The sequence below is a fragment of the Paenibacillus sp. NPDC056722 genome, from assembly GCF_042790635.1.
Taxonomy (GTDB): domain Bacteria; phylum Bacillota; class Bacilli; order Paenibacillales; family Paenibacillaceae; genus Paenibacillus_AQ; species Paenibacillus_AQ agri.
The window spans coordinates 559505-586451 of record NZ_JBHTYV010000002.1; the positions used below are offsets into that span (position 1 = coordinate 559505).

Annotated in this window: 14 protein-coding genes; 2 read left to right on the forward strand and 12 right to left on the reverse strand. The window is 49.4% G+C overall.

The window, feature by feature from the left end; all coding sequences use genetic code 11:
- The first annotated feature begins 101 nt into the window (after nt 1-101).
- The gene (locus tag ACFRAM_RS06925; protein WP_379465134.1) at nt 102-995 is read left to right on the forward strand and encodes an AraC family transcriptional regulator; all 894 of its coding nucleotides are present in this window, start codon (nt 102-104) and stop codon (nt 993-995) included.
- Between the two features lie 91 nt (nt 996-1086).
- Here the strand turns inward: ACFRAM_RS06925 and ACFRAM_RS06930 are convergent, their stop codons facing one another.
- The 8 genes from ACFRAM_RS06930 to ACFRAM_RS06965 all read right to left on the reverse strand — a co-directional run bounded on the left by ACFRAM_RS06930 (nt 1087) and on the right by ACFRAM_RS06965 (nt 12099).
- Complete coding sequence (locus ACFRAM_RS06930; RefSeq protein WP_379465135.1) at nt 1087-2709, reverse strand: response regulator; 1623 nt, start codon at nt 2707-2709, stop codon at nt 1087-1089.
- Nucleotide 2710: 1 nt separating this feature from the next.
- On the reverse strand, nt 2711-4510 hold the full coding sequence (locus ACFRAM_RS06935) for a cache domain-containing sensor histidine kinase (RefSeq protein ID WP_379465137.1): 1800 nt from the start codon (nt 4508-4510) through the stop codon (nt 2711-2713).
- Between the two features lie 141 nt (nt 4511-4651).
- Nucleotides 4652-6304, reverse strand: a complete 1653-nt coding sequence (locus ACFRAM_RS06940; protein WP_379465149.1) for a type 2 periplasmic-binding domain-containing protein — start codon at nt 6302-6304, stop codon at nt 4652-4654.
- 71 nt (nt 6305-6375) lie between these two features.
- The gene (locus ACFRAM_RS06945) at nt 6376-7272 is read right to left on the reverse strand and encodes a carbohydrate ABC transporter permease (RefSeq protein WP_379465151.1); all 897 of its coding nucleotides are present in this window, start codon (nt 7270-7272) and stop codon (nt 6376-6378) included.
- A 4-nt stretch (nt 7273-7276) separates the two neighbouring features.
- Nucleotides 7277-8170 (reverse strand): ABC transporter permease, encoded by an 894-nt coding sequence (locus tag ACFRAM_RS06950; protein WP_175370243.1) that lies wholly within the window; start codon nt 8168-8170, stop codon nt 7277-7279.
- Nucleotides 8171-8474: 304 nt separating this feature from the next.
- Complete coding sequence (locus ACFRAM_RS06955) at nt 8475-10088, reverse strand: extracellular solute-binding protein (RefSeq protein WP_379465530.1); 1614 nt, start codon at nt 10086-10088, stop codon at nt 8475-8477.
- Nucleotides 10089-10226: 138 nt separating this feature from the next.
- Nucleotides 10227-11117, reverse strand: a complete 891-nt coding sequence (locus ACFRAM_RS06960; RefSeq protein WP_379465152.1) for a carbohydrate ABC transporter permease — start codon at nt 11115-11117, stop codon at nt 10227-10229.
- Nucleotides 11118-11142: 25 nt separating this feature from the next.
- A complete protein-coding gene (locus ACFRAM_RS06965; RefSeq protein WP_379465153.1) occupies nt 11143-12099 on the reverse strand; it encodes an ABC transporter permease in 957 nt (318 codons plus the stop codon).
- A gap of 283 nt (nt 12100-12382) precedes the next feature.
- Between ACFRAM_RS06965 and ACFRAM_RS06970 the strand changes: the two genes are divergently transcribed.
- Nucleotides 12383-14146: a cache domain-containing sensor histidine kinase gene (locus ACFRAM_RS06970; RefSeq protein ID WP_379465155.1), complete on the forward strand. Its 1764-nt coding sequence runs from the start codon at nt 12383-12385 to the stop codon at nt 14144-14146.
- A gap of 672 nt (nt 14147-14818) precedes the next feature.
- Here the strand turns inward: ACFRAM_RS06970 and ACFRAM_RS06975 are convergent.
- The 4 genes from ACFRAM_RS06975 to ACFRAM_RS06990 form a co-directional block, all read right to left on the reverse strand.
- Entirely contained in the window at nt 14819-19720 is a 4902-nt protein-coding gene (locus ACFRAM_RS06975; protein WP_379465157.1) for an S-layer homology domain-containing protein, read from the reverse strand.
- Nucleotides 19721-20257: 537 nt separating this feature from the next.
- A complete protein-coding gene (locus ACFRAM_RS06980) occupies nt 20258-21796 on the reverse strand; it encodes a response regulator (protein ID WP_379465159.1) in 1539 nt (512 codons plus the stop codon).
- A gap of 274 nt (nt 21797-22070) precedes the next feature.
- The gene (locus tag ACFRAM_RS06985; protein ID WP_379465161.1) at nt 22071-24395 is read right to left on the reverse strand and encodes a glycoside hydrolase family 95 protein; all 2325 of its coding nucleotides are present in this window, start codon (nt 24393-24395) and stop codon (nt 22071-22073) included.
- Between the two features lie 15 nt (nt 24396-24410).
- The gene (locus ACFRAM_RS06990) at nt 24411-26618 is read right to left on the reverse strand and encodes a beta-galactosidase trimerization domain-containing protein (protein WP_379465162.1); all 2208 of its coding nucleotides are present in this window, start codon (nt 26616-26618) and stop codon (nt 24411-24413) included.
- Between the last annotated feature and the right edge of the window lie 329 nt (nt 26619-26947).

Sequence of the window (26947 nt, forward strand, 5' to 3'; positions counted from 1 at the left end):
CATAGACACCATTGACTATCTCATGAGGATGATGGACTATATGATGATTGTAGGCCATTGATAGATTTGACAAAGAAATTCCGCTCGAGCATAGTGTATATATGAAAAATATACGAATCGAGGAAGGCTTCAACGCCCAGAAATTAATCGTCTTGCCGGATCATATTATTAGAGACTATGCCCAGCATCCCCTGATCCGCCCGCTGCATCTAACCGATATCGGCTACTTTCCGCTGGCGCAGCATCACTACAGGGAACGCCCGGAAGGCAGCGCAGCGTATATCGTTATCTACTGCATCAGCGGCGAAGGCTGGTACAGGGTGCAGGGTCAGAAGACTCAGACACTGCACAAGGGTTCCGCAGTCGTTATCCCCGCAGGAATGGCGCATGAATACGCCTCTTCCGCGGAGCATCCATGGAGTATTTACTGGTGGCATATGAAAGGAGAGCACGCCGCCGATTTCTTCTCGGGGAGCGACGGGGCATGTGAACCGATTCCGATCCCGGTCGACAAATCCTTGAAGATCGTAGAGCTGTTCGATGAGTGCTATGAGCTGCTGCAAAAAGGCTACACCCTGCACCATATCATCTATGTCTCACAGCTCGCCTGTCATCTGGCGGCCATCCTGAAGTTCTCGCAGCTTCAGCCGCTCACTAGCCAGCAGCAGCGTAACAAGCACGATATTGAGCGCTCTGTGAAGTTTATGACTGAGCATTTGGAGCATAATCTGTCACTCAAAGAACTGGCGGCAGAGAGCAACCTGTCCGTGCCGCACTTCACCCACAGGTTCAAAAAAACGACCGGCTATTCGCCGATCGATTATTACTTACGCCTTAAGGTGCAGCTGGCCTGCCAGCATCTTGACCTGACGGATCACAGCATCAAGGAAATCAGCCACCGGCTGGGATTTCAGGACCCTTACTATTTCTCCAGACTGTTCAAGAAGATTATGGGTTGCTCGCCCTCGCAGTACCGCAGCACACATAAAGGGTAATAGATGCGCAACAGGCATACTGAAGCGTAAAAGACACCATATCATAAGAAGGATCCGAAAAAGCCGGTACTGATTCGAACCCTTCAAAAGCTCACCTCTTATCCCGCCCTTCCTCCTTAGAGTGATAATTCCGGTACTCCTGCGGGGTGCAGCCGACGATCTTCTTGAACAGGTAGGTGAAATACGCCGAGGTCTGGATACCGACCTGCTCGGCTACTTCATAGATTTTAACACTAGGGTCCTGCAGCAGTTCCCGTGCCAGCTTGATACGGGTCTCCTGGACATAGTCGGAGATGGTGATGCCCATTTCTTTTTTGAATAACACGCTTAGGTAGCTGGCATTCAGGTTGAATTGTTCCGCAAGCTGCTTTACCGTCCAGTTCTCCTTCACCTTCTCCTCGATAAAAACGGCGATTCTGCGAATCAGACTGCGCTGCTGGTTGAGCTGATCATTCTGGTCTTCGGTCATATAACGGTCTACAACCTCGGTCAGTACTTCAACAATCTGCAGGGTACTGCTGCAATCCAGCAGCCGCCGCCACATTAGGATATTGATTTCGCCTTCTGTTTTGCTGTGCCACTTGAGTGCCCGAATCAGCTCGCTAAGGAAGCTCATGCCGAAAGCCTGCACATGTGAAAAAGATATAGGTTCCTGCCCCAGCACCAAATCGAAAATGGATTGCATATGCTCAGACACGCCGGGGGCATCTCCCTCTTCCATCAGCTTCACCATTTTGGGCATCAATTCCTCACGCAGCCGGTAATCCTTGAAGCCCACAGTATCGAGCTGCTCAAACCGGGCAATCTGCCCATCGGCAATCAGGCGCGATTGAGCCATCATGAACCGGACCTCTTTGTACAGCAGCTGAGCCTCTCCCCAGCCGCTGCCTTCTCTGCTGCAGCCAACGGTCACTGTCGAGCCATACTGTTCCAGCACCATCTCCTGGATAAAGCTAAACTGCTTCTCCATCCGCGCACGTTCCTCGGGACTTGCATTCAGCTCCAGCACCACGATCTCATCAGGGGCGGTCTGCCCTTGAAATAACAGGGAACCAAGGTCGGATAGGCCGATATCAATCGTTTTGCGAAAAAGCCCCCCAAGGACAACACGCTCCCTCGCCTCCTGCCCCGAGGTTAGAAAATGATCCAGACCAAAGACAATGACCCGCAGCCCCTGTTCCATCTGCGGTAGCTCCAGCAACCGCTCCCAGGAGGACAGCATTTCCTCCGTCTGAGCAATCCCGGCAATGAGGTCGCTGACAAAGCGCTCCTTCGCCACCCGGATACTCTCCGATACTTTTTGCTCCAGTTCACGGGTCTGATCTTTAATCGCATTCATCTTCTCCAGCGTCACCCGCAGCGAAGTCAGACGGCTTGCGACCTCCTCCAGTTTAAGCGGTTTCAAAACATAAGCCTGAGCCCCCACATCAATAGCGTCGCGGACAAACTCAAATTCGTTATAGCCGCTAATCATCAGCACCTGCAGCTGAGGGTACATCCGCTTGGCATGCGCTACCAGCTCTATCCCGCTCATTTCAGGCATCGACACATCCGAGATCAGCACATCAAAAGCCGTCTCCTTAAGCAGATCCAGCGCTTCCTCACCTGATTCACAAGTCATCGGCTGCTCGTAACCAAGGCTCTCCCATTCTATATAACGGACCAGCCCATAGACATTGGACGGTTCATCATCCACAATCAGTACCTTCAGCATGCTACACATCCTTTCCCAGACTCATTGGTTCGGTACAAGCCGGGAACTTGATCGTCACCAGCGTCCACTCGCCTGCTTCACTCTCGATCTCAAATGACGCTTCCCCGCCAAAATAAAGACTGAGGCGTTCTTTAATATTGGCTGTCCCAAAGCCGTTGCTTCTATTTTTACTCACCGTTCGTCCCTCCCGGACATCCTTCAGCTCCTCGGCCGGGATTCCTTTCCCGTTGTCAAAGACGGTGAGCGCAATCTTCTCCTGTTCATACCGTACAGAAATAATAATCAGGGCATCTTTCTTACGGGTAATGAAACCATGCTGATAACAATTTTCTACAATCGGCTGCAAAATCGTCTTGACGGTAAAATAACGGAGCGCCTCCTCATCAATCTCCCATTCCACATGCACCCGGCCCGGATAACGAAGCTGCTGAATTTCCATATAAGCCTGAACATGCTGGAGTTCTTCTGCAATCGGCACCACGCTGATGTTATTATTGAGCGTTAGCCGGTAAAAGACGGTGAGCGCGTCGATAATCCGAAGCTGTTCTTCATCCTGCAAATCCAGTGCCCGCCAGCGAAGCAATCCCAGCGAGTTATAGACAAAGTGAGGATTAATCTGCGCCTGCAGCGCCTTGAAGGCTTGCTCCTTCTCCATTACACCAGCCATACGGATATCCTGCACCAGCTTGCCCAGCCGGCCGGACATGGAATTGAAGATATTCTCCAGTTCGCCCAGTTCATCATGCCCGGAGCTCCGCACCATGACCTCAAATTCACCGCGGGACAGGTCGCTCATCCGGTTGCCCAGCCTGCGGATGCGCAGCACGATGTTCTTGATAATAGTCAGCATCAGGAAGATGGACAAGAGCAGGAAGAAGGCCATAATACTGATCATCAGAATCAGTACAGTCCAATTCTGGCCGTCTACAAATTTCGCATGAATGACAGCAACAACCTGCCAGCCTGAAGATAGCGGCTTACTGATCACCATCGCTTTGGTTTCATGCGGATTGTAGACATTGGCATTCACCGGTTTAGCCGCCTTCCCTCCGACAGCTTCATCCGGCAGCATGCGGTTCCCGATGACTTCGCGGTTTGTCCCCGCCAGAATCTGACGAGAGCTATCGATCACATACAGGCTCCCGTTGTCGTTAAACGGCTGACCCAGCAAATCGCCGAAGACAGCATCGTAATTCAGCAGGATATAGACTGCACCCAGAATATTTCCCGTCGGATTGATAATTTTACGGGAGAGAACAATCTGGTTCGGATTACCGGGAACACTAGCCCAGTGCAGTGAATCCGGGGAATTCACCACCTCTTCGAACCAGGATTGTTCATCCCGTCCGGCCAGGGGACGGTCCTCCGGGCGCCACAGCAGCTGTCCGTCCTGCACCAGGGTGTCGTTGGTATGATAGATACGGAAATCCGCGATTCCCGGCAAATATTTGCTTGTAACCAGAAACGTCCGATCCACATAGTTAACCGTATCCACAATATCCGCCCGGTCTGTATATTCCCGCCCCAGCCGGGCCACGAGCTCACCGTCGGTGGCGGTGCGGACAGCTAACAGATCATAGCTCTGTTTGCCAAAATCCACATTGCGCGCCGTCTGCCGGACTGCCTCATCAACCGTAGCCAGAAAGCTGTTATGAAAGCTTTGAATGACCAGGTAAATGGCACCGCTACCAAGCAGCAGCGTCGGAATCAGCAGGATTAGAATATACATGGATAAAATTTTGCCGTACAGATCCATCCCTTGTGTGAACCCGATAATCCTGCGCTCCAACCATTGTCTCAAGAAAGTTCCTCCTCCCGCCATCCCCTCATGTATAAAACCGTCTTAAAACAGGAATAAACGGGAGCCCTTCCCCCAAAAAAAGGAAGGTCCCCGTTCTTCGATGTCCTGACAGGATCCGCCGTCATCCGGCGGTGCTGCATTTTACTTGCTTGCCTGAGCTTGCAACTCCTCATGCCATTCATTCTTTAGCTCGCTCCAGTGTGCGCGCTTCTCCAAGGCACCCTGGAATTCCGTCCAGGCCTGTTCGAACCCGGCCTCATCCTTGGCCATGATCAGCTTGGCCTTGTATTCCTTGCGCACATTTTCCAGCTCCGGCAGATACTTTTCCCAAAGACCGCCCGGTTTAGCTTTAACCATATCATAGTCCTCGGCGACGCGGGCACCGCCCATTTTACCGATACTTTCGGTGAATTCAATCGTCTTGAGTCTGCCCTTAGGATCGGTTACGCCGTAGTTCCACCAAGGATACCATTTGTTGCTGTAAGAAGAGGTCGCATATAGCTCCGGTGTCGTACTTGCTTTCTTGGCGGAGTCTCCGGAATCATGCAGCTCTTTGTACTTGGCATCCGTATACACCCATTTACCCAGCGGTTGATCAACCCAATCCCAGAACACTCCGGCTGGTCCTTCGTTCGCTACCTGCTGCTGCTCAGGTTTTTGCTGCAATGTGTAATCAAAGAAGGACAGGATTGCATCCAGATTCTTGGTGTTCTTGTTGATGTATACATCGTTTGCCGGGTACGGATTAATGATTTGATTCGCACCGACATGGTCAACACCCGGAACTTTCGGGTAAGGAATAACATCATAGAACCAGGCTGGTTCGGTTGGGCCATCCAACGTTTCCCACAGGGAAGCGTCCATGTTGAAGAATCCGCCTACGTTCATTGCTACCCGACCCGTTTTGTTCTTCTCCTTGTAGCGTTCCTTCTTATCAGTAATCGCTTCAGGATCAAGCAGGTTCTCTCTGTACAGTTTGTTCATCCATTGGTATGCCGCTTTGTACTCCGGGTTGTCATAGATGAATTCGTAATCGTTACCCTTCTTCTCTACTGGAATTACACCGCCTGCCGAGCTGACGGTCACACCAAAGGTACTGAGAACAACGTTCTCGTCATTGGCATCAGACATGAAGCTGAGCGGAAGCAGATTTTTGCCGGATGCATCCTTCTGACCTGCTGCCAGCTTCAGATACTTCTCCACACCATCAATCGTTTTCAGATCATCTTTGGTCATGCCGACCTGCTCCAGCACGTCGCTGCGGACGAACCAGCCTAAGGAAGCCCAGCCCGGCCACGGGTCTGCAGGATCCTGATCGAACCAGGTCGGGATCGACCAGATGTGACCATCGGCATCCTTCATTTTATCAAGATATACTTTAGGAATGGCTGCCAGACTTGGATATTTGTCCGGCATATCGAAATATTGCTCGAGCGGAAGAACGCTCTTCGAACGAATCATGGCATTGGTCACCACATCTCCGCGTGAGAAAATGGCTGCATCCTCAAAACCGCCGGTGTTCAGCTTCAGATTTAACTGGGTCATGGCATCACCCTGCGTAGACTCCAATTGAACGTTGATACCCGGCTCTTTCTCTCTCCAATACTTCTGTACCATGCTGTCATTGTTGACGGTCGCCGACCAGCCGAGCCACAGCTTGAATGTCTTAGAACCGCTGGCGCCTTCATCTGTGCCAGGTGTGCCTGCACCGCCTGAGCATGCGGACAGTACAGAAACTAGCATGGCAGTACTGAGTACCGCCGCCCCTTTATTTCTCCAGCCACGTAGATTCACTATTTATCCCCCTCATGGATAACAGATTGGTATATTGTTGTTGCCTCATACCCACTAATACAGGAGCTGCATCATCCCTTGACGGAACCGATCAGAACCCCTTTGACAAAATACTTTTGCAGGAACGGATACACACAGAGAATCGGAATTGCACTCACCATTACGGTAGCCATCTTAATAGACATCAACGTTACGTTGGAGAGCATCGTTCCCCGTGCCAGTGCTTCCTGGTTATTGTTGGAGCCAAGCACTGTAGAGATATCCTGAGCGGACAAGAGCTGCTGCAGGAAGGTCTGCACCGGAATGAGATTCTGATCGCTGACATAGAATGCGCCGGCGAACCAGTCATTCCAATGACCTACTGCGGTAAATAATCCGATGGCCGCCAGCATAGGCTTGGAGAGCGGCAGCACGACTACGAACAGAATCCGCAGCGGATTGGCGCCGTCAATCTCTGCTGACTCAATCAACGCCTCGGGAATGCCCTGAATGAATTTCATCATAACGAACATGTTCCAGGCTGAGAAGGCCGACGGAATAATATATACCCAGAAGGAATTCAGCAGAGACAGATTGTTCAGCTGAATATACAGCGGAATCAATCCGCCGCTAAAGAGCATCGTAAGCAGAACGTAAGCGAGAATCTGCTTTCTGAATGGCAGCAGCCGGTAAGATATGCCGAACGCCATCAGGAGCGTCACCGCAAGTCCGATTAGCGTTCCCAGCACCGTCCGGGCAATCGTAATCAGATAGGCATGGCGGATTACAACGTTGCCAAGTACAATTTCATAATTGTACAGTGTGAACTCCCGCGGCCATAGATACACCCCGCCCTTGGCAGCATCGCTGCCTACGTTGAGGGAAACTGCCAGCATATACAGGAACGGATAGATGACCGATACGCATAGCAGGGACAGTAGAACAATAATGATTACCTGGGCTGTTCTATCTCTTAACGAAGTCTTCATCTCTCTACCACAGCCCCTCTCCATTGAATTTGCGGGCCAGCTGATTCGTAACGAGTACCAGAATCAAACTGATCACTGAAGATAACAGACCGATCGCAGTAGCCATTCCGAAATAGCCTTGCTGCAAGCCGCTGCGTAAAATGTACGTATCCAGCACATCTGCAACCGGCTGGTTGGCCGGATTCATCAGCGGATAGATCTGATCCATCCCCACTGCAATCAAGCTCGGCATGCTGAGGATCAGTACAATCGCAATGGTCGGCATCATACCCGGCAACGTGATATGGCGAATCTGTGCGAGTCTGCCTGCGCCTTCCACCTTCGCCGCTTCATAGAGCTGCGGGTCAATAGTCGTGATTGCTGCGAGATACAGAATCGTATTCCAGCCGACTTCCTTCCACAGGCCGCTCGCCACAATCATCGGACGGAACCACTCGGTCGAACCAAGGAAGAAAACCGGATCTCCGCCCATATTGACGATCAGCTGGTTGACTAGACCGCCATCGAGGGTCAGCAGGGACTGTAGAATGTAAGCCACCACGATCCATGAAAAGAAGTGAGGCAGATAACTGACCGATTGCACGAAACGTTTAAAAGCGTTATTTCTGACTTCGTTAATGAGCAATGCCAGAATAATCGGCGCAGGGAATCCAAATATGAATTTGAGTAAAGCAATCCAAATCGTATTTTTAACTACAATCCAGAATTGGTCATCCTGCAAGAAAGAAAAGTTCTCCAGCCCTACCCACGGGCTGTTCCAAATCGTCCCTCCGATATGGAAATCCTTGAAGGCGACTTGAATGCCGGCCATCGGAATATAACTGAATAGAAACAACAGCACTACAGCCGGCAGAATCATTACATATTGCCAGCGGTATTTAGAGAGTCTTGCAAGCATTTCATCACCTCTTTCAGCACGTTAATCATCTTGTATTGTCATTATAGTGCCGTTCTGTAAGCGCATCCATATAACAACGATTGGATTTTTGTCGTTTTCATTGGAACTTGATTGCTCGTCTCCTGATTTCTGCCTGTCTCCTGATTTAATCATATAAGTTGAACTAATGGGTACGCAGCTATAGAATACGAAGAAGACACTGACACGTTAAATAGTGCTGGAATTGCAAAAAAATAACCCGTAAGCACGTCACCTCAACAGAGGTTCGTCTTACGGGTTATTTATCAATTCAGAACCGGGCTAATTATTTTCCGCCCCAAAGCTTCATACGTTCTTCATGCTTCTGGTTAATAATCTCTTCTACTTTCTCATCGCCAGCCTTTTTCATATCTTCAAGCATCTTGTCGAATGTGGCATTAGCTTCAGCTTCAGTAGGAGCAATGATTACTCGGGTGGTGCTTTGGTCCATAATATCTTTAACCTTCTGAGCTGTCAGTGCTTCAGGTGTTCCGCCATCAGGAGTCAGGTTATCATATTCCGCTGTATCCCAAACAGAATCCCCAAGGTTCTTGATCGCCATTTCATCTACTTCGTTGCGTTGGAATTTAACCGCCATATCGTATGGCTGTCCATTTGGATCCAGACCATTCTTGATGAACCACAGCCATTTGCGGACGCCGCTCTTCTTCACAGTATCATCCCAGTTATCTTTGAAGCTTTGCAAGAATGCAGGATCCGGTTCTCTCTTGCCATCTACCATCGTGTAGTTGGTTCCTTCTTGACCCCACAGCAGCAAATGCTGACCTTCATCACTTGCCAGGAAGTTGAACAGTTTCATTGTTTCTTCAGGGTGCTTGTTATTCTTCGTGATAGCGATTGCATCCCATCCTAGCGAGCTTCTTGGTCCAAATGTCGTTTGGGCAGGGTCTGTACCTGGTGCGACAACCTTGTAAGGGAAGAGTTGGTTTTCTACGCCGCCATCCTTTTTCAAAGCTGCATTACCATTACCTGGATCCCAGTAAGCGCCTGGTGAGGAGAATACTGCGCCAGTAGCCAGCTTTTGAATCCAAGTTTGCGTTTTACTAATAGCAAATTCTTTCTCGATCAGACCTTCTCTATACAAACGGTTCACATAGAGCAGCATCTCACGATACTTCGGATCCTTCACATCATACTGCAATTTTCCATTGTTATCGTAGTAGGTTTTCAGGCCCCACATACCTTTGAACGTTCCAAGATTGGCGCCCATATTCTCACCGTTCATTGTCATAGGAACGGATTCTTTTCCATCAATAGTTTTGTGTTTCTCTTTAAAATCTTTCAATATTTTTTCCAGATCGTCCGTTGTGAGTGGTGTAGTACCATCTGCCTTATCCGGAGCCAGTTCCGAAAGCAGATTTTTTCTCATCAACATCCCGAAGACAGGATCACTATCCAGTCCATACCAGTTCGCCAAATAATAGTTTTGGCCGTCTTTATAGCGTGTTTTAGTCAATGTGTCGCCATACATTTCTTTCACATCAGAACCATATTTCTCAATCAACTCATCGAGCGGTACGAATGCTCCGCTTGTAATATACTTATCGAGTGAAGCGTCCCCACGGCTCATTACCACTACGTCCGGGTAGTCACCGCTGGCAAGCATCAAGCTCAGCTTCTCTGTTGGATTTCCGGTAGGTTGTTGTATAGAGAGCGAAATGCCAGTCTTTTTAGTAATTTCCTGTGCTACAGCATCAGTAAACGGCTCTCCCTTTGTATTAGAATCAAACCAGGTCAATGTGATCGGCTCTTCTTTTTTATTGTCTCCGGCCGTTTGGTTTGCATTGTCTTTTCCATCGTTTGAACCACATCCCGCCAGTAAACCAGCAGCTAGTGCAGCCGTAATACCTACGCTCATCCATTTGCTTTTCTTTATCATTGACACCCTAATTCCTCCCATTGAATAAGTTACTTTACATGTCGTTCAAGCAACCAAGCAAGTCTGTCACCTCACCCCCCTTCAGGGCCGCCAGCCGGACAAGTCTTCTCCAGCTGGCGTTCGGTTTATTTAACCATATTAACTCTTAACAGCACCCAAAGTCATACCCTTGACAAAGTACTTTTGCAGGAATGGATATACAAGCACGATAGGCAAGGTCGCAACCATCGTCGCTGCCATCCGGATGGTATCGCTTGAGACGGCATTCCGCTTGGCCGAGTTGGCTAGCATTTGCGTCTGTGACACCATACCCCCGGTCTGGAACTGACTCAATATTTTAACGAGTACGGCTTGCAAGGTCTTCAGGTCTGAACTGTAGGTGAACGCATAGGAGTCAAACCAGGAATTCCAATGTGAAATCGCCTGGAAGAGTCCGACGGTTGCAAGTACAGGTGTTGTCAGCGGCAGGACAATCCGGAAGAAAATCGTCAAATCGTTCGCTCCGTCTACTTTAGCTGACTCTTCAATCTCGTAAGGCAACCCTTCCATAAAGGTCCGGACAATGATCATATAGAAGACGTTCATCAAGCTCGGCAGAATGAATACGGAGAACGTATCAATCATGTTCAGCGCTTTCAGAACCATATAATAAGGAATCAGACCACCGGCAAAGTACATCGTAAAGACGAAGTAAAGGTTCCACCCTTTGCGTCCTACCAAATTCCGGCGACTTAGCGGATAAGCCAGCATCGTAATGACGAGAACGGACAGCGGCGCACCGATCACGGTCCGTTTCACGGTTACCCAGAGACCGTTCATGATCTCACTGTCTTTCAATATCTGATTGTAGCTGTCTAGCGTCCACGCTCTTGGCCATAAGTAGACGCCTCCTCTTACCGTATCCTCCGCGCTATTTAATGAAAGAACGAGAATGTTCCAAAAAGGCAGGAATGTAACTAGCAATACAATTGTGAGAATGAAATACACAATGAATTTAAAGATATGATCTCCGAATCTACTTGAAATCATCACAAGCGCTCCTCTCCCGTTATATTTAGAACAACGCCTGGTCGTTCACTTTTCTGGAAATGTTATTCACAATCACTACAAGAATAAAGGCGACGACTGATTTAAACATCCCCACGGCAGCCCCGTAAGAGAACATGCTGTTCTGTAGTCCGTATTTATAAGCATAAATATCGATAACTTCCGAATATTCAAGGACTGTATTATTTTGCAGCAGGTATTGCTGTTCGAAGCCTGCGTTCAGAATGCCACCGACTGCGAGAATTCCCAGAATTACAATGGTTGGGCGCAGAGCTGGCAGCGTAATATGCCACATTTGGCGGAACCGGCTGGCTCCATCCACTCTTGCTGCTTCGTAAAGCTCCGGGTTAATGGCCGAAATCGCTGCAAGGTACATAATTGCGCTGAAACCCATTTCTTTCCACATATTTGATAAGGCGATAATCCACCAGAACAACGGTCCATTCTGCAGGAAGGCTACCGGTTCTTTGACCACTCCCAGCATAACCAGGAAGTTGTTAAGCATTCCATCCGAGGCAAGCAGTGTAATTACAATGTTCGCTGCGATAACCCAGGAGATAAAATGCGGCAGATAAGAAACCGTCTGTGTAAAACGCTTGAAGAATCCTTGTTTGGCTTCATTCAGCATCAATGCAAGTATGATTGGAGCAGGAAATCCGAATAACAGCGTCAGCAAGCTTGTTGCAAGCGTATTCCGCATTACCCGATAGAAATCTCCTGTGCTAAAGAAATATTCAAACCACTTTAAGCCAACAAATTCAGCACCGAAGAACTGATGTAAAAACGATCCTCCACCCGGCTGATAATTTGTAAATGCCATATACAATCCAAACATAGGACCGTAAGAAAACAGCAATGTCGCAATAAAGGCAGGGAACATAAGTACAAATAACCACTTTTGTTCTTTTAGTCTGTACCACAGACTGTTGCCCCTGACTGTTTTGATAGCGCTTGCTTTATACATCAAATACCCTCCCTTTCTCTTTACACAGCATGCCTAGCCATCTCTTGGCTTTACTTCTCTCCTCCTTATCTTAAGGCCGCTACAGGTTCCTTTCTATACTTGAATCCTCCGAAAGATACCGCTTTTTAAAGATGTTTTGCAGCAAACTATTGTTGGATTTCGATATTCAGTCTGCTATGATAAACTTGGAAAACTTGTCTTTGTGAGTCAGGAAAAATATGTATATCACTATTTGTTAGTCATTAAGGTACATCAAATACTCCTTAGAGAAAGGGCTTCTTCGATGCGTCAGTTTTATAGAAAATACTTCTACATGCCGTTCCTGGATCTAAGCTTTCGTTCCAAGCTGTTCCTGGTGTTCGTCCTGGTCACCATTGTTCCAATGATGCTGTTGGCCTACATATCATTCGAGCTGACAAAGTCCAAGCTCACAGATCAAATCTATATCAATATGATGAATTCAACCGCACAGATCACCAAAAATCTGGAGAACAAGATGGATAGCTATGAACATATTTCAGCTTCTATTTATTTGGATAATAGACTGGCCAATTATCTTACAAACGAATATCAGGATGACCCTTCTTACCTGGATGTCTATAAATACATTGCCAATCGGATCGACACGGTAATGGCTGCCTACCCTGATTTTGATAGCGTATTCATTTATTCGAATAATCCATCGCTACCCAAAGACAACTACTACATCAAGCCGGTTACACCGGAAGTTGAAAAGACAGAATTGTTCAAGCAGCTGCAGCATACTTACGGGAACATTGTTCATTTGTCCACGCCGCAAACCCAGGATAGTCCCGCCATGTTCACACTGGCCAGGCAGTTGAATAATAACCGCAACCAATATCCATACGGGATTCTCGTCTTCAGTATTTCCGAATCGGTCATTTACTCCTTAATGGAGAAAGAGGCCGGCGGAGGCGGGAAGGACATTTTCATCATCAACAATGACGGTGTGATCCTGTCTTCTGCCGACAAGCAGCTGTTGAACACGAGTCTGCCGCAGCTGCTGAACCATAAGTTTGACGAGGCGGCATCCGGCAGATTCGATACCACCTACAACGGGGTCAAAGCTTTTGCCGTCTACAATACGCTCAAAAATGGCTGGAAGACGGTGTCCATCTTCCCGTATGACAGCATCATCAAGGATGCCCGGTCATTGTCGCAGATCATCATCAAAATCTCACTGGCCTTCATTGGCGTCGCCCTGTTGCTTATTTATATCACTGCGTCGCTGTTCAGCAAACGTATCCGCATGTTAATCCGCATGACCCGGCGCATTGAGCGAGGGGATTTCAACACAAGCAAGGACGAGCAGCTCGGTAATGATGAGATTGGTCAGCTGCATTTTGCCTTCCGACAAATGACGAACCGCCTGAAAAGCCTCATTACCGAGGTGTATCAGAAGGAGCTGCTGGGCAAGGAAGCGGAGCTGGATTTGTTGCAAGCCCAGATTAACCCTCATTTTCTGTACAATACGCTGGGCTCCATCTCCTCCTTGGCTATTAAGCATCAGGACCAGCGGATTCAGGATATGGTCCTGAATTTGGCCAAGTTCTACCGCATCTCCCTCAATAAAGGGAAGAGCATCCTGACGATCAATGAGGAGATTAAGCTAACGAAAAGCTACAATGCCATTCAGTTGATCCGCTTCAAAGGGCAGCTGAATATTACCTACACGATTGATGAAGCCATCCTGCCCTACTCTACGGTGAAGCTGACCTTGCAGCCTTTTATTGAAAACGCGGTCATACATGCTGTGTGGAATCAAGAAAGCCCGCTGAATATTCACATCAAAGGGATCATCGAGGACAACGACATTATCCTGTCCGTGATCGATGACGGCATGGGCATGAAGCCGGAGAAGCTACAAACACTGCTGGAGGACAAGCCCGGACGGGGCTATGGCATTTCGAACGTGGATCGGCGAATCAAGCTGAAATTCGGGGAGCGTTACGGCGTAAAAGTGTTTAGCAGACTGGGCATAGGGACCACAGTTCAGATTCGCCTGCCGCAAAAGGTGATGTTGTAACAACGACATAGCATGTTCGTTGCTGTGACTGTTGTTACGGGTGTTTGACGTGTTGTTACGAGTAGTTGACGAGTTGTTACGAGTGTTGTTACGAGTAGTTGCTCCGAGCAGGATGCGCGGTCGCTTAGGTGGTTAATTTGGTGTCGCCCCGCCGAGTAACGGACTCCAGATCCCTTATCGTCTATATATTCGACCGCTTGGGATGCTAACGGACTCCAGTGACTCTATGGGCTGGCAGAATGATCAAAATGCAAGGTTTTGGAGTAAATAGCGGCTGTACAGTCCGTTACTCTCCTTGTGTTAGTTATGGCCTCACTGGTGAGGTCCACTTTAGCAAGTATCGAGTAGAACCTGGTGCTGGCCCCGCTGACTAACGGACTCCAGAGACCTTATTGTCTATATATTCGACCGCTAGGGATGCTAACGGACTCAGTTGACCCTATCGGCTGGCAGACTGATCAAAATGCGAGGTTTTGGAGTAAATAGCGGCGCTGGAGTCCGTTACATGTTCCAAAACACAGTTTTATCGCAAATAGCGGCTGTACAGTCCGTTACACTCCTTGCGTTAGTTATGGCCTACGATGAGCGATTGACCAGAAACAAAAAGCAGCAAGTCTCCAAAACGGAGACTTGCTGCTTTTTCACATCATAATATTAGATTAACGGTTCTCCTTACTTCACAATCAAGTTGTAGATAACCTGAGCCGCTTCGGCCCGGGATGCGATACCTTTAGGCGCGAATTGTCCTTGGTTTTGCCCTTTAATCAACCCTAGGCTGGCGGCTTCATTAACAGAATCGGTTGCCCAGGAGGAAACCTGGTTCAAATCCGTGAACGCTGCATCAGAAGCAGCAGGCGCTTTGCCATGCTTCAGTTCATAAGCCTTCATCGTCATCACCGTGATTTCTTCACGGGTGATCTCTGCGCCCGGCTCAAACTTATCTGCACCTCTGCCACTTACGATACCAGCCTTGTAAGCGATGGAGATCGGCTCCGCATACCAAGCCGTCGGTGCAACATCAGCAAAGCTTGCTTCGCTCGTTTCGTTCAGTCCAAGGGAATGCACGAGCATGGATGTGAACTCAGCACGCGTAACTGCGCGTCCCGGTTCAAACTTGTCACCGCTGGTGCCTTGAACGAATAACTTGGCCGCTAGCTCCTTGATAACAGAGCTGGCCCAATGACTGGCCGGAACATCGGTGAACGTCCGATTCAGCTCTAGAACCGCATATTTGCTGAAGTGGCTGATTTGGGCTGTCAATACGCCATCAGCATAATCAGCTTGAATATATTCAAGCTTGCCGTTATCGGCAATATAGTAGATGCCTCCACGCGAAGCATTGAACCCTTCCGCTGCAGTCAGGCTCAGCGTAATTGGTTGATCAAACGTGGAGAGTGTTTGTGTTGCACCTGCTTTTGAAGTGATCGACAGGCTGAATTCATAAATATCACCCTTGAGTGCTACATCCGCATGGTTGCTTCCCGCAGCAGCGGCAATCGCTTCACTGGCTTTGCTGCCAAGCGGTACCATCTTCAGGGAGATTGTACTGTCTGCCCGCTGATCAGCAGGCAGCTTGTTCTGCAGTTCGTGAATCAGATCCGCAGGCACTTGGAGCGAGAGCTTACCGGATTTCACTTCCAGCGTGTGATTTCCGAGTTGAAGAATCGCCGCAGGGGACAGTTGTATTTCCTGTGTATCTTCCTTAATGTTCACAACTGCTTTATTACCTGCACTGTCCACTTTAAGCAAATCTGGTGTGATGCTCAGCGGTTTAGCGGCATTGGATGAATCTACAATACTGCCCGGAACACTGCTGCCGGTATTGCCATTATTTCCGTTATTGCTGTTGTTTCCGTTGTTACTGTTATTTCCACTATTGCTGTTATCCCCGGGATTGGCAGGCACATCTGGATTACCCGGGGTACCCGGATTCTCGGGATTTCCTGGATTTCCCGGATTTTCCGTGGTGGCAGCTTTGACTGTAATCTCAGCTGTTGCTTTAAATCCACCGTCAACCGTCTCTACAGTAATCGTTGTCTTGCCTTCTGCAACAGCGGTTACCGTGCCATTCTCTACAGTAGCTACTGCAGCATTACTTGAATTCCAAGTTACCGATTTGTTAGTCGCCACTTCCGGGTTCACCGTTGCAACCAGCTTGCCGGTTTCGCCAACGGTCAGTGTAAGCTCGCTCTTATCCAGAGCTACGCCTGTTACCGGCTTTGGACTTGCTGTCAATTTGACCAGCTTCGATTCTGTCTTTTGCAAAGTTAATGCCCAGGAACCAGTTACCGAGGAAGTTTCCCCCGTCCACAGGTCTTGCATCGTGTAGGATTCAGAAGCATCCAGTCCAGCACGGGCAAAATCAACGGTTTTGTTGGCCGAAGCATTAGCACTATAGTTGAATACAGCCAGGTAATAATCGTTGCCATCCTTCAGTACAAAAGTATCTGCAGCATTGGCATTCGTGTTGCCTTCCAGCGGTTTGAACGCTTTTCCTTTCAAAGCTACTTCAAGAACATCCTTGTTGTTGTACAACGCTGTCATGTATTCCTGTGCTGTAGCATCGTTCACATCATCACTATCCAGCATCACCGTTCCGGCGATGACACCGGAGTTCACACGGCTGCGAGCTTCAGTCAAGCTGGTAGCACGGCTTAATGCCAAATGATCCGGGTCTGTGTACGGATAGATTGTTCCATTTTGCCAGAAGCCATAGGTTAATGAATTCAGCATGTATTCTGTCTCATTGATCCTGCCGAAAGTGTCACAGGAAATCCGTCTGCTGTGCGCATATTGGCTTGGGAAAATCGGCGCGATGGATTCGCTGATGAACATTTTTCCATCCAGACGGTCTTTGACATAACGCATTCCTTCATTATAAGCCTGAATCCCTGTGGTCACATTCGGATCATAGTGTTGGCCTTCCAATGCACCATGAGTCAGGAAATCCAATTTGATAAAAGTAAACCCAAGATCCTTGAACTTATCCAGGAAATAATTCATACGCAGTTTCGTACCCGGATGTGTCACATCGAGGGCATAAGCCCCGTCCAGAGTCGGCAGCGGGTTACCCTCAGCATCCCTAAGGACGATGTCGCCATACGTATACTGGCCGTTAGTGCCATCTACCGTCTGACTCATATTGTCGCCCCAGTATACAAACGGCCCCCAATAAATACCTGCATGCTGCCCATTGCCTTTAATGTGAGAGACAACGCTTTCAAGCTGCTGATCACTCAGATTATCCCAGTAGGAATCCATATTGATGAATACATTGCCGTTATTGTTGAAGTCCTTCAGGTTCTCTTTAAAATAATTAGAGACATCCACTACGTCTTGATACGACAGTGAGCTTTCGTAAGCTCCCCAGCTGTTCCAGCCGACCGGTACACCTTGCGGCAATTCCGGGTTCAGCTCCAGCGGAGGCGTGATGATCGCATTAGCTTTGCCGTATTCTTCAAGCCCGGTACGGTAATCGCTGAATCCACCCACCATCACCAATGGCGAGGATAGCTCGGTGCCTGTCAGGCTACCGTGTGGCTGGGTGTCGCGGGTAACATCACTTGCTGCACCACCATACACCGCCAGCTCGTTGAGCCGGTTGGAAGAGCCTTTCCAGTCAATGCCTGTCTTCCAGGTGTCGTGCGTCACGGAACCGATGATCAGCCCGTTACGGGTCGTATTGTTAAAAATAGCCGTCATCTCATAGCTGGTATCTGCCCGGTTCATCGTTTGAGATTTGTAACGAATCCACGCATCGTTGTCAAAAGGCACGGTCAGCACACGATTATCCGCGCTGGCGCCAATATCTACACCACCTGTACGTTTCAACGTAATCGGTGACATATAATTGCTCTTGATTGCCGTATCACTGGCTGCATCAAGACGGGTCAAGAAGTATGTTCTGTCCTCATAGAATTTGTAGACTTGCTTCAGTGTTGGCTTGCCTGCCGAGGTATGAACGAACGAAAGCTCTACCCCTTTGCCAAATCCATCCTGAATCTCTACTGGCGCTCCAGCGCTTTTATGATTCTCGTAGCTTTTGGTCTCCACAAGCTCATCACCGAGCTTAATGCTGCCGTAGATCCCTTTCAGCTTCTGTCCATCGGCCCAGCTGTAACCAGCATATCCAGTCTTGGTATTATAGGACACTTGATATTGTCCATTGGACACCAGCTGGCCGTAAGTATAATCGGTAACCGTGATCGCCCCGTAGCTGTGCGTATCGCCCGGTGTTCCGAGGTCATCCTCTTCTTCGCCCGGATTCCCTGGCTCTGAGCCCATCGCAGGCTCTACGATAATCCGGTCCAGATCCGGTGCATACCAGTTACCGTCCGAGAATGTGATCGTATTCTCACCCTCAGTTAGCGGTAGTGTTATGTCATAGTTGCCAACCGTATCCCAGTCTGCCGTCTTCGGCAGCTCGTAGTATTGCTCCGTGCCCCCATTGGCGCTGACATAGAAGCTGCGCGGGTCACCAGAAATGTAGGCTACAGTGATTTTATAATCACCGGTCATAGGGGCAATAATCTTTTTGAAGATCAGAGAGCTGCCTCCATTCAGGTAGCCTACCTTTTTGCCGCCGGAAGCATTGGGGCTGTCAGAAACACGGGCTTCGCCAGTCAATTCATTGACCGGAGATTCCGCTTCATAGCTGATCGTATAAGGAATCACTTCGATCTTATCCATATCCGGGGAATACCAGTCATGGTCTGAGAAAGTGATCGTATTCGTACCCGTTTGTAGAATCACTTCCACATCATAAGTGCCTATCGTGTTCCAACTTGCCGTCTTCGGCAGATCAATCAGCTCATCGGGTCCACTATTCACCTGCATATACACAGGCCGTTGATCGCCCGAAATATATGAAATGCGGATCAAATACGTTCCGTCAGCCGGTGCATTAACATTAGTGAATGTCAAGGAGCTATCCTTGTACAGACCCGTTACTTTCTTACCATTAGAGCTGACACTGCTGTCTTCCACTTTAGCATTGCCTGTAATAATATTCTCAGGCGCTTCAGCCTCAATGACTACACCACGTAGATTCTTCTTCCAGTCGCCTTCATGACCTTCTCCCGGATTGCTATTGTCAAGCCCGCGGATCACGATCTTGTCGATGTCTGGAGAATACCAGTCGTTATCATCGATCAGGATGGTATTGACTCCCGCGTTCAAGGGAAGCGTCACATCGTAGGTACCCACGGTCTCCCAGTTCGCCGTCTTAGGTGGTTCTTCGAACTGCTTGTTGCCACCGTTGGCACTGATATAGAATGGGCGCGGATCGCCAGAAATATAGTACACTGTAATTTTATAATTTCCGGTCTCGCTCACCGTTACATTATTGAACTGCAAGGAACTGCCTTGATAGATACCCCCGACCTTCTTGCCGCCGGAAGCTGTAGTGAGATCCGATATAGAAGCGTTGCCAGTCAGCGTATTCCCTTCTGCCTCAGCCTCATAGGTGTTCGTATCATCGGCATATACCGTCCTGGCGAACTGTCCGCTACCGGTAGCCACCAGGCAGATCATGATAAAGAGCAGAAATCCTTTTTTCATTACCTGTCCAAGCATAACATCCCTCCGTTTGGTGTTGTATAGTTAGTGCTTTCTTGCTGCCAATTCTTCTGTTGTTTCACTGTAATACTCGGGCCATGTTGCTCAAATCAAGTGATACAAAGGAATCCACGCGCCGGAAAATACTATCTAGTCATTAATGATATCGCTTCCACAACAAAGCGTTACAGCCCCTTGACAGTTCGATAGCCAACGAACATCTGTCCAACTGGCCGCAGGCAAATAGCGTCTGCTGTACCAATGTGCAGCTACACGTATTTCTGTAATCGCTTTCGTAAAAGAGCTATCAAATGCTCTCTTCTCCTTTCTGTGTTTGTCTGTCAATCCTGAAAGCGCTGCCGAATTATAATAACTGAAAGATTCCCTTTGATTGGCACTGATGATTTCAGCCCGTCTCTTGCACTATGTTTTGAATACATGCCTAATTGTAAAAAGCGGGCGGAGAATTATCTATACCGTAATCTTACTATTCATAGAGGAAAGCGTCTTTCATTCACCATTCTCTGGAGGATAGCGTCTTCCGTATTGACACTGTCAAATATTTTTCCTGTATTCGTTCGGTGTAACCCCCTGGTTCTTCAAAAATAGCGAAATAAAATAGGACGTACTTTCATAGCCTACTCTCTGGGCGATATCCTGAATCTTGAGTGAACCGTCCGACAGCAATTCTTTGGCCTTATCGAGCCGAATGCGAGTCAAATAATCGTGGATCGTCATACCGGTCTTATCTTTAAAAATAGAGCGTAAATAATTCGGCGACAAATAGACCTGATCAGACAGGCTATTGATCGTAATCGGCTGATCATAATTCTGATCAATCATCGTCCGCACCTTGTGGATCAGCTTTGCATTTTTGTCCATAAAACGCTCGCCCAGCAAGCTCACAGCATTCTCGGCAGTCCCTAAAATCAGATCCTCAATCTCATTCAGGGTCAGCGCATTATAGATGGAATGGTATAGTTCCGCCCGCTTGAAGCCCTCAGGAACAGGCTCGTGAAGCTGCTCCAGAAGCTCATCCACAAGATCAATAGACCAGTCGCAGATGATTTTTTTCTTGATTCTCAGCGTTGCCAGTCCTTCAATATGCCGGTGCAAATCCTGTGCAGCCTGCTCGAAATCTAGCCGATTAATGGCTTCAAACCACTCTTTTCTGGCAAAAGGCGGTATATGTTCGCTGTAGAACTGGTTACAAACGGCATTGGCATGAATAATCGTACCTGTACCTTCATAGAATCGCTCATTCAAAATCACACGCATCCCCTCATAGAGTTGATGCACATGAATTAATTCAGCATCCTGACCGCCGACGGCAGCAGTCACCGTGAAATCCAGCGTACCTCGAATTGCTTCGGCCAAGTCCTCCCATGCATAATGCCCCAGTTGCTCCGACGCTTCCATAAACACGCCTATCTCCCCTTCTTTATAGGGAACAAAGACAACCTCCAGGTTCTTCGCCTTGAAAAATTGGTCCAGAAAAGAGACCAGACGGCCTATACAGTCCTCCAGACTCCGTCCCCCTTCGGCCTCCTTGGGGTCGATGCTGAACAATGCCAACGCATAGCGGTTACTCTCCGGCAGGCGGGTTAGTCTGCTAAAGCTGGAAGCCAAATCGGCAGCGCGTTCTACATTTTTCTCATAGGAAAGCTCCTTCAGGATATTAGCTTTGGCTGCCTCCATCGAGCGTTTCTTCATCCGTACTTCCTCACAGCGCTGTTTCACTTTTTCGATAACGCTTACAATCTCGTTTAAATCAAGCGGTTTCAACAAATAACCGACAGCACCTACATTGAGGGCCGATTTTACATAATGAAATTCATCATGCCCGGTCAGGAACATCACTTGCATCCCTTCGTAGCACTCGTGTATATTTTTAGCCAGTTCAATTCCGTTCATAATTGGCATTTGAACATCCGTAAGGACAATATCCGGCTGCGTGGCCTCGATCTTCTCCAAAGCCTCCCTGCCATTGCCTGCTGTTCCAACGACATAGATACCCATCTCTTCCCAGCGAATATAATCTCTCATCATCTCGAGTCCCAGTTCTTCATCATCTACAAGAAAAATACTGTACATCGAAGTCCCCTCCTCTTTGTTGTCTGCTCTGTCTCTATTATATTCTTTTCCCCCACACCAACCATGGTACATATAAATGAAAGTCATTTTCAAGCATAAATTGTTAAAATGGAGTGTTTCAGCATGCACTTCACACATAAAAAAATAGTGGTGCAGGAAGTTAAATCCTACGCCACCATTTAAATTTTGTCTACTGCCATCCGGATTATTTTGTGAAAACACCAGATTATCGTCATCAAGCACTGTCCTCAAACCCTCAAATCCGGATACAACTCTATAGCACTTCCAACCGGGTATTAAGTCTGTATCTTCCGCCTCTTTCAGCCTGGAAAGTAGTTCTTTGATCACCCCAACGCACCGTTACCGTTCCTGGCGTAAACGTGCGAACCACGGCTTCAGTCAGTTGGCCGCTCTCCCAGACAATGTCGACCTCGGCATTACCTTTGGCCCGCAGCCCGCTTACTTCCCCTGTACTCCATGCTTCTGGCAGCGCCGGCAGCAGATGAATTTCATCCGCATGGCTTTGCAGCAGCATTTCCGCAATGACCGCTGTACCGCCGAAATTCCCGTCGATCACGAAGATGTTACTCTCCGCTCCGGCAATGCCGGATTTGGAGTAAGTGAACAGGTTATCGAAGCATAAACCGCCGATCAAGTGGGAGATATGCTTGTAGGCTTTCTCCCCGTCATGCAATCTGGCAAAGCCCAGGCCGAACAAGGCCGCGGTGAATTCCACATCCTCCAGCTCATCTTGAACCATCCGGTTCTCCAGCGTCACTCTTACTGCCGCACTGAGTTCCAGTGTCCGGTCCGGTGTGATTTGACTTGCCGGATACAGTGCGAATAGGTGGGACAGGTGCCGGTGTTCCGGCTGTGCCTCCTCATAATCCTCCAGCCACTCCTGCAGCTGACCTTTCTTGCCAATCTGCAGCGGCGGTAAGATAGCGATAGCCTCCTCCAGCTTCCGCTGCAGTTCTACGTCCCGATCCAGAAGAGTCGCCGATTTCAGGCAGAATTCGAAAAGCTCGCGTACCAGAATCTGATCCATGGTTGACCCCATGGATAACTGCTGTCCACCCTCACGAGAATCGCTAGGATAGAAAGAATTCTCCGGCGAATTGGAGGGACCAGTCACCAGCCAGCCATACTTCGGATGCACAGTCATGTAGTCCAAGTAGAAAGCAGCAGCCTCTTTGAGTACCGGATAAGCTTGGGTTTCGAGGAAGACCCGATCCTGGCTGTATTCATAATGTTCGATGAGATGTGTTGCGATCCAAAGTCCGCCAGTGACGTTAAGTCCCCATGAGGTCTCCCAGCCTGGAAGCGTAAAGCCCCAGACATTAGAGAATACGTGTGCAACCCAGCCTTCACTACCGTATAAATTACGAGCCGTAGATCTTCCCGCCTGAGCCAGATCTTCAACATAGCGCATCAATGGAAGATGGCTGTCCCCCAGATTCGTAACCTCTGTCGGGTAGTAATTCATCTGGGTGTTGACGTCCAGGTGATAGTCACAGCTCCAGCCCATTCGGCAGGCTTCGCCATCGTTCCAGATGCCCTGAAGATGCAGCGGCAGCGGTGAATCTCCCCGTGAACCGGCGATTGTCAGGTAACGTCCATACTGCAGGAACAAGGCAAATAATTGCGGATCTTCTGTCCCGCCCTGGGCCAGCAATTGAATCCGCTGATCGGTAGGGAGACTCGCCTTGTCAGAGGCCCCCAGTCGGATATTCACCTTGCCATACTGCTGGCTGTAATCGGCGATATGATCCTCTTTCAGCCGGGCATAACCTTTGTCCAAAGCCTGCTTTATGATAGCAGTGCTTTCTGTTTTCCAGTCCTCGCCGGTCCGGCGATAATCAGTGCTGACAGCAAAATAGATTATGGCCTCATCCGCCCCGGCCACTGTCAATCGGCCGTCCCCGCTCTGAATCGTACCGCCAGTGATGACTACCTTGACAGAGCCCTGAGCCCAGACCCCGCATGCACCATTACTGTGCACTTTTTCCGTGGCCTGTCCTTTGAATTCCAGCGTGGTGTTGTTCGAGGCTACAACCTTGAACGACTCTGACCCTCCCTCCAAACGGAGGGTGAAGGACACCTCACCTGGGGCCTCACTCCAAATTCGTGAAGCCACGAGATCATCGGCATGGGTAGCGAAGACCTCACGGTACAGCGTGGTTCCATTGCCCTTAGCCACCGCTCCGGCCACCGCGCTACTCAAATCCAGCTCGCGCTGGAAGGCTCCGGCTTCACCAGATTGTGATGCCTGGTCTGCAAATTCAATTACAACCTCGCATAAACCAAGGTTTGTACCGAAATTCCGCTTCTTCGGCTGCAAATGCTGCTTGGCTAGAGAATCGCCAGTTTCATAATCGCCGGCGAAGAAATGCTGCCGCATCTCTTCCAGTGCAGCTTTCCCGCTTCCAGGAAGAAGCTCTGGATCGGCCTGACCAGACCAGTAGGTGACCTCGCTCGTACTCCATACCTCGCGGTGCGGGGCGGCCATAACAACGGCTCCTATTCTTCCGTTCCCAAGCGGCAGGCCTTGAGACCAGCCCGCTGCAGGGGCCAGATACCATAGTTTAAAATCGCTCATATCCTAATCTCCTGTCTATAATATAATCTGTACAATCGCGTGTAGCTCCAGCACCGGTAGCTCTATGATCGCCCGGGTTCCATCCCATTTCCATGCCAGCTCTATGTTCTCCGGCTGCAGCAGTACCCTGCTTGGCTTCGTAGGAGCCGCTACGTGGAAGGAAATGCCCTGGACCGGCATAATCTCTTCATTATGAATCACATATCCTGGGCGCTTCTGCGCGAAATAATTCAGGAAATGCACCAGAAGCTCCTCGCCGGAATCCATACTGCGAGCATTCAAGACCATCTCAACATGAAGCGGCTTTTGCACTTCGATGATTCGAGTGTCCCGAGGGTAAATATCATTTATGCAAACGTCCAGCCACTCTCTGATCAAACGATGTCCTTCAAGGTAATACAGCGCAAACAGATCACCGTTCAAGTACATAACCCTGCCTTGGCCGTAGTTATGTAGCGTCACCGCTGGAGCTGCCACATGATTCCCCGCGGGGGCAGCGCCTACTGTGGTATAATGACGCCAATCCGAACGCCGTTTCCGGCGATCAGCCCAGACCTCCTCCACCGGCTCCAGCAGCTGGGCTAACGGCTCTGCTCCCTCCAGCTCAGCGTGGAGCGCCGCGCCCCAGGCTTGCAGCCGGATCTGCCCGAACGCCAGCTTACCGGCAAGTTCATCCCCGGCCTGCCAATAATGCAGTGGGGCGGGAAGCTCTGCACCACGTGTCAGACCCAGCAGTCCAGCGAAAGGATCGCCCCCGCGTCTGCGTCCCTGCTCATCCCACAGTCCCGATCTGCCTGTAACGATCAGTCTGCCGCCGTTCTCGACATAGGTCTCCAGAGCAGCAATTGTAGCGGCCTCCATGAGACATTGATCCGGCACTATAACCAGTGCCTGACGGTCCAGCTGCTCCCTTAATGTCGCTTCATCATAGATGAGATGCTGAATGCCCATCTCAACCAGAAACTGCGATGCGCCGTCCACGCGGTCCATTCGTGATTTGGGCAGCGCACCCCAGTGCTTGTCGCGTCCCCATTCCGCTCCGGCCACCGGTCCCAGCAGCTGGGAGGGCAGGCTAGCCAGCACTGCCACCTCCGGCACGATATGTGTGCCTGTAGCATAAGGCTCCCGTTCCTTCAGAAATTCATGAACGGCCCCCAGCTCCCGGTACACCGCAGACTCCAGCCGCCCGTCCGGATAAGGCTGATCCGCGAAGAAGCCTCTCGCCCCCACGGCCAGGATCGTAGCCATCTCCAGCTTCCAGTCGGTGGTTGGACGTATTTGCCACTCGCCCCAACCGTGAAACCGCTCGTTCATATAGTCATAAGTCAGCCCCGTGGTTGCCTGATAACGTCCTTCCTTACTGAAAATCATCTCATGATTGGCCCCGAAATGAACCGGATCACAAGAAAGCCAGTCCAGCCCCAGCTCCTTTGGTGTTAGCCAACGCACAAACTTGCCACCCTCCATCAGCGGGAGGCCGTAGAAATATTTGCCGAGGTTATTCTCAGCCACCAATGTCTCCGGTGAAACCTCCTTCACAGCTGCGACCAGCTTGCGCACATAATGAAAGATCTGTCCCCGCCGCCACAGGCGCCATTGCAGCCAGTCCGGGCTATCCAACTCTTCGCTAGGCTCAGGCATTGGTCCCAGTGGCAGCTCTCTGCCCGTATCTTCAAGGAACTGCTTGCGACAGTTCTCACAGTAGCAAGGGTACTCCACAGTCCAGCTGCCGCCATCGATCCAGACTGCATCCGGCTCGTGACGTGTTACGGCTTCCTTCAGGAGCGGAAGATAATACTCATCCAGGAAACCGGAAGAGATACAAGCCTGCGAAGCCTCATGCTGAAGCCAGGCCCCTCTCGCCAGAGTGCCATCCTCAAGAACGCGCAGCCATTCCGGATGATCCTTTTGCAGATGCACGCTTGTGAACGCGTTCAAGTATAAGATTGTGCGGAGGCCAGCCTCTTTAAGCGCACGTGACATCAGGCCCGTATAATCATTCTGCAGTCCAGGATGCGCCGGGGCGATATCCGAAGGGTAAAAGGTATGTCCATAGTGGTCATAAGCGAAAAATTCAACCGCCTCAATGCCAGCTTCCTTGAACATTGCCACCTGCCGCCGTGCCTCTTCCTCTGAAAATCCGCCAGCCACAGCTTTCATCCATTCCGGCTGATGATAGTCCAGATGCAGTTTGCGGAAGGTACTATTTATCCAATTATTCATTGTTCTCACCTCTGTACACAAGATTGTGCCTTTCGTCTTATGTTGTTAATTACTCCGCTATCCTTCAATAGAATAAGGGGGGATAGACGTCGAAATCACGCCTCTAAATTCAGAACTCTTTTCTCTATTAAGTTTCCTTTATTAACTTACATACATGTTATTTTCCAGTTCAATTTGTATCATTAGAACCTTACGGATTCATTGCATTTATAGTATCATCGAGACGATTAGCTGTCTTTGCCCGCTGGTTCATTCATTTGACGATTTGTACGGTTACTTATATGCTGCAATAGAGACCAGGTCGATGAGACCGGAAAGTGAAGGCACAG

Coding starts and splice junctions, on each gene's coding strand:
- ACFRAM_RS06925 (WP_379465134.1), top strand. CDS start 102: ATGAAAAATATACGAATCGAGGAAGGCTTCAACGCCCAGAAATTAATC.
- ACFRAM_RS06930 (WP_379465135.1), bottom strand. CDS start 2,709: ATGCTGAAGGTACTGATTGTGGATGATGAACCGTCCAATGTCTATGGG.
- ACFRAM_RS06945 (WP_379465151.1), bottom strand. CDS start 7,272: ATGAAGACTTCGTTAAGAGATAGAACAGCCCAGGTAATCATTATTGTT.
- ACFRAM_RS06950 (WP_175370243.1), bottom strand. CDS start 8,170: ATGCTTGCAAGACTCTCTAAATACCGCTGGCAATATGTAATGATTCTG.
- ACFRAM_RS06955 (WP_379465530.1), bottom strand. CDS start 10,088: ATGATAAAGAAAAGCAAATGGATGAGCGTAGGTATTACGGCTGCACTA.
- ACFRAM_RS06960 (WP_379465152.1), bottom strand. CDS start 11,117: ATGATTTCAAGTAGATTCGGAGATCATATCTTTAAATTCATTGTGTAT.
- ACFRAM_RS06965 (WP_379465153.1), bottom strand. CDS start 12,099: ATGTATAAAGCAAGCGCTATCAAAACAGTCAGGGGCAACAGTCTGTGG.
- ACFRAM_RS06970 (WP_379465155.1), top strand. CDS start 12,383: ATGCGTCAGTTTTATAGAAAATACTTCTACATGCCGTTCCTGGATCTA.
- ACFRAM_RS06975 (WP_379465157.1), bottom strand. CDS start 19,720: ATGCTTGGACAGGTAATGAAAAAAGGATTTCTGCTCTTTATCATGATC.
- ACFRAM_RS06980 (WP_379465159.1), bottom strand. CDS start 21,796: ATGTACAGTATTTTTCTTGTAGATGATGAAGAACTGGGACTCGAGATG.
- ACFRAM_RS06985 (WP_379465161.1), bottom strand. CDS start 24,395: ATGAGCGATTTTAAACTATGGTATCTGGCCCCTGCAGCGGGCTGGTCT.
- ACFRAM_RS06990 (WP_379465162.1), bottom strand. CDS start 26,618: ATGAATAATTGGATAAATAGTACCTTCCGCAAACTGCATCTGGACTAT.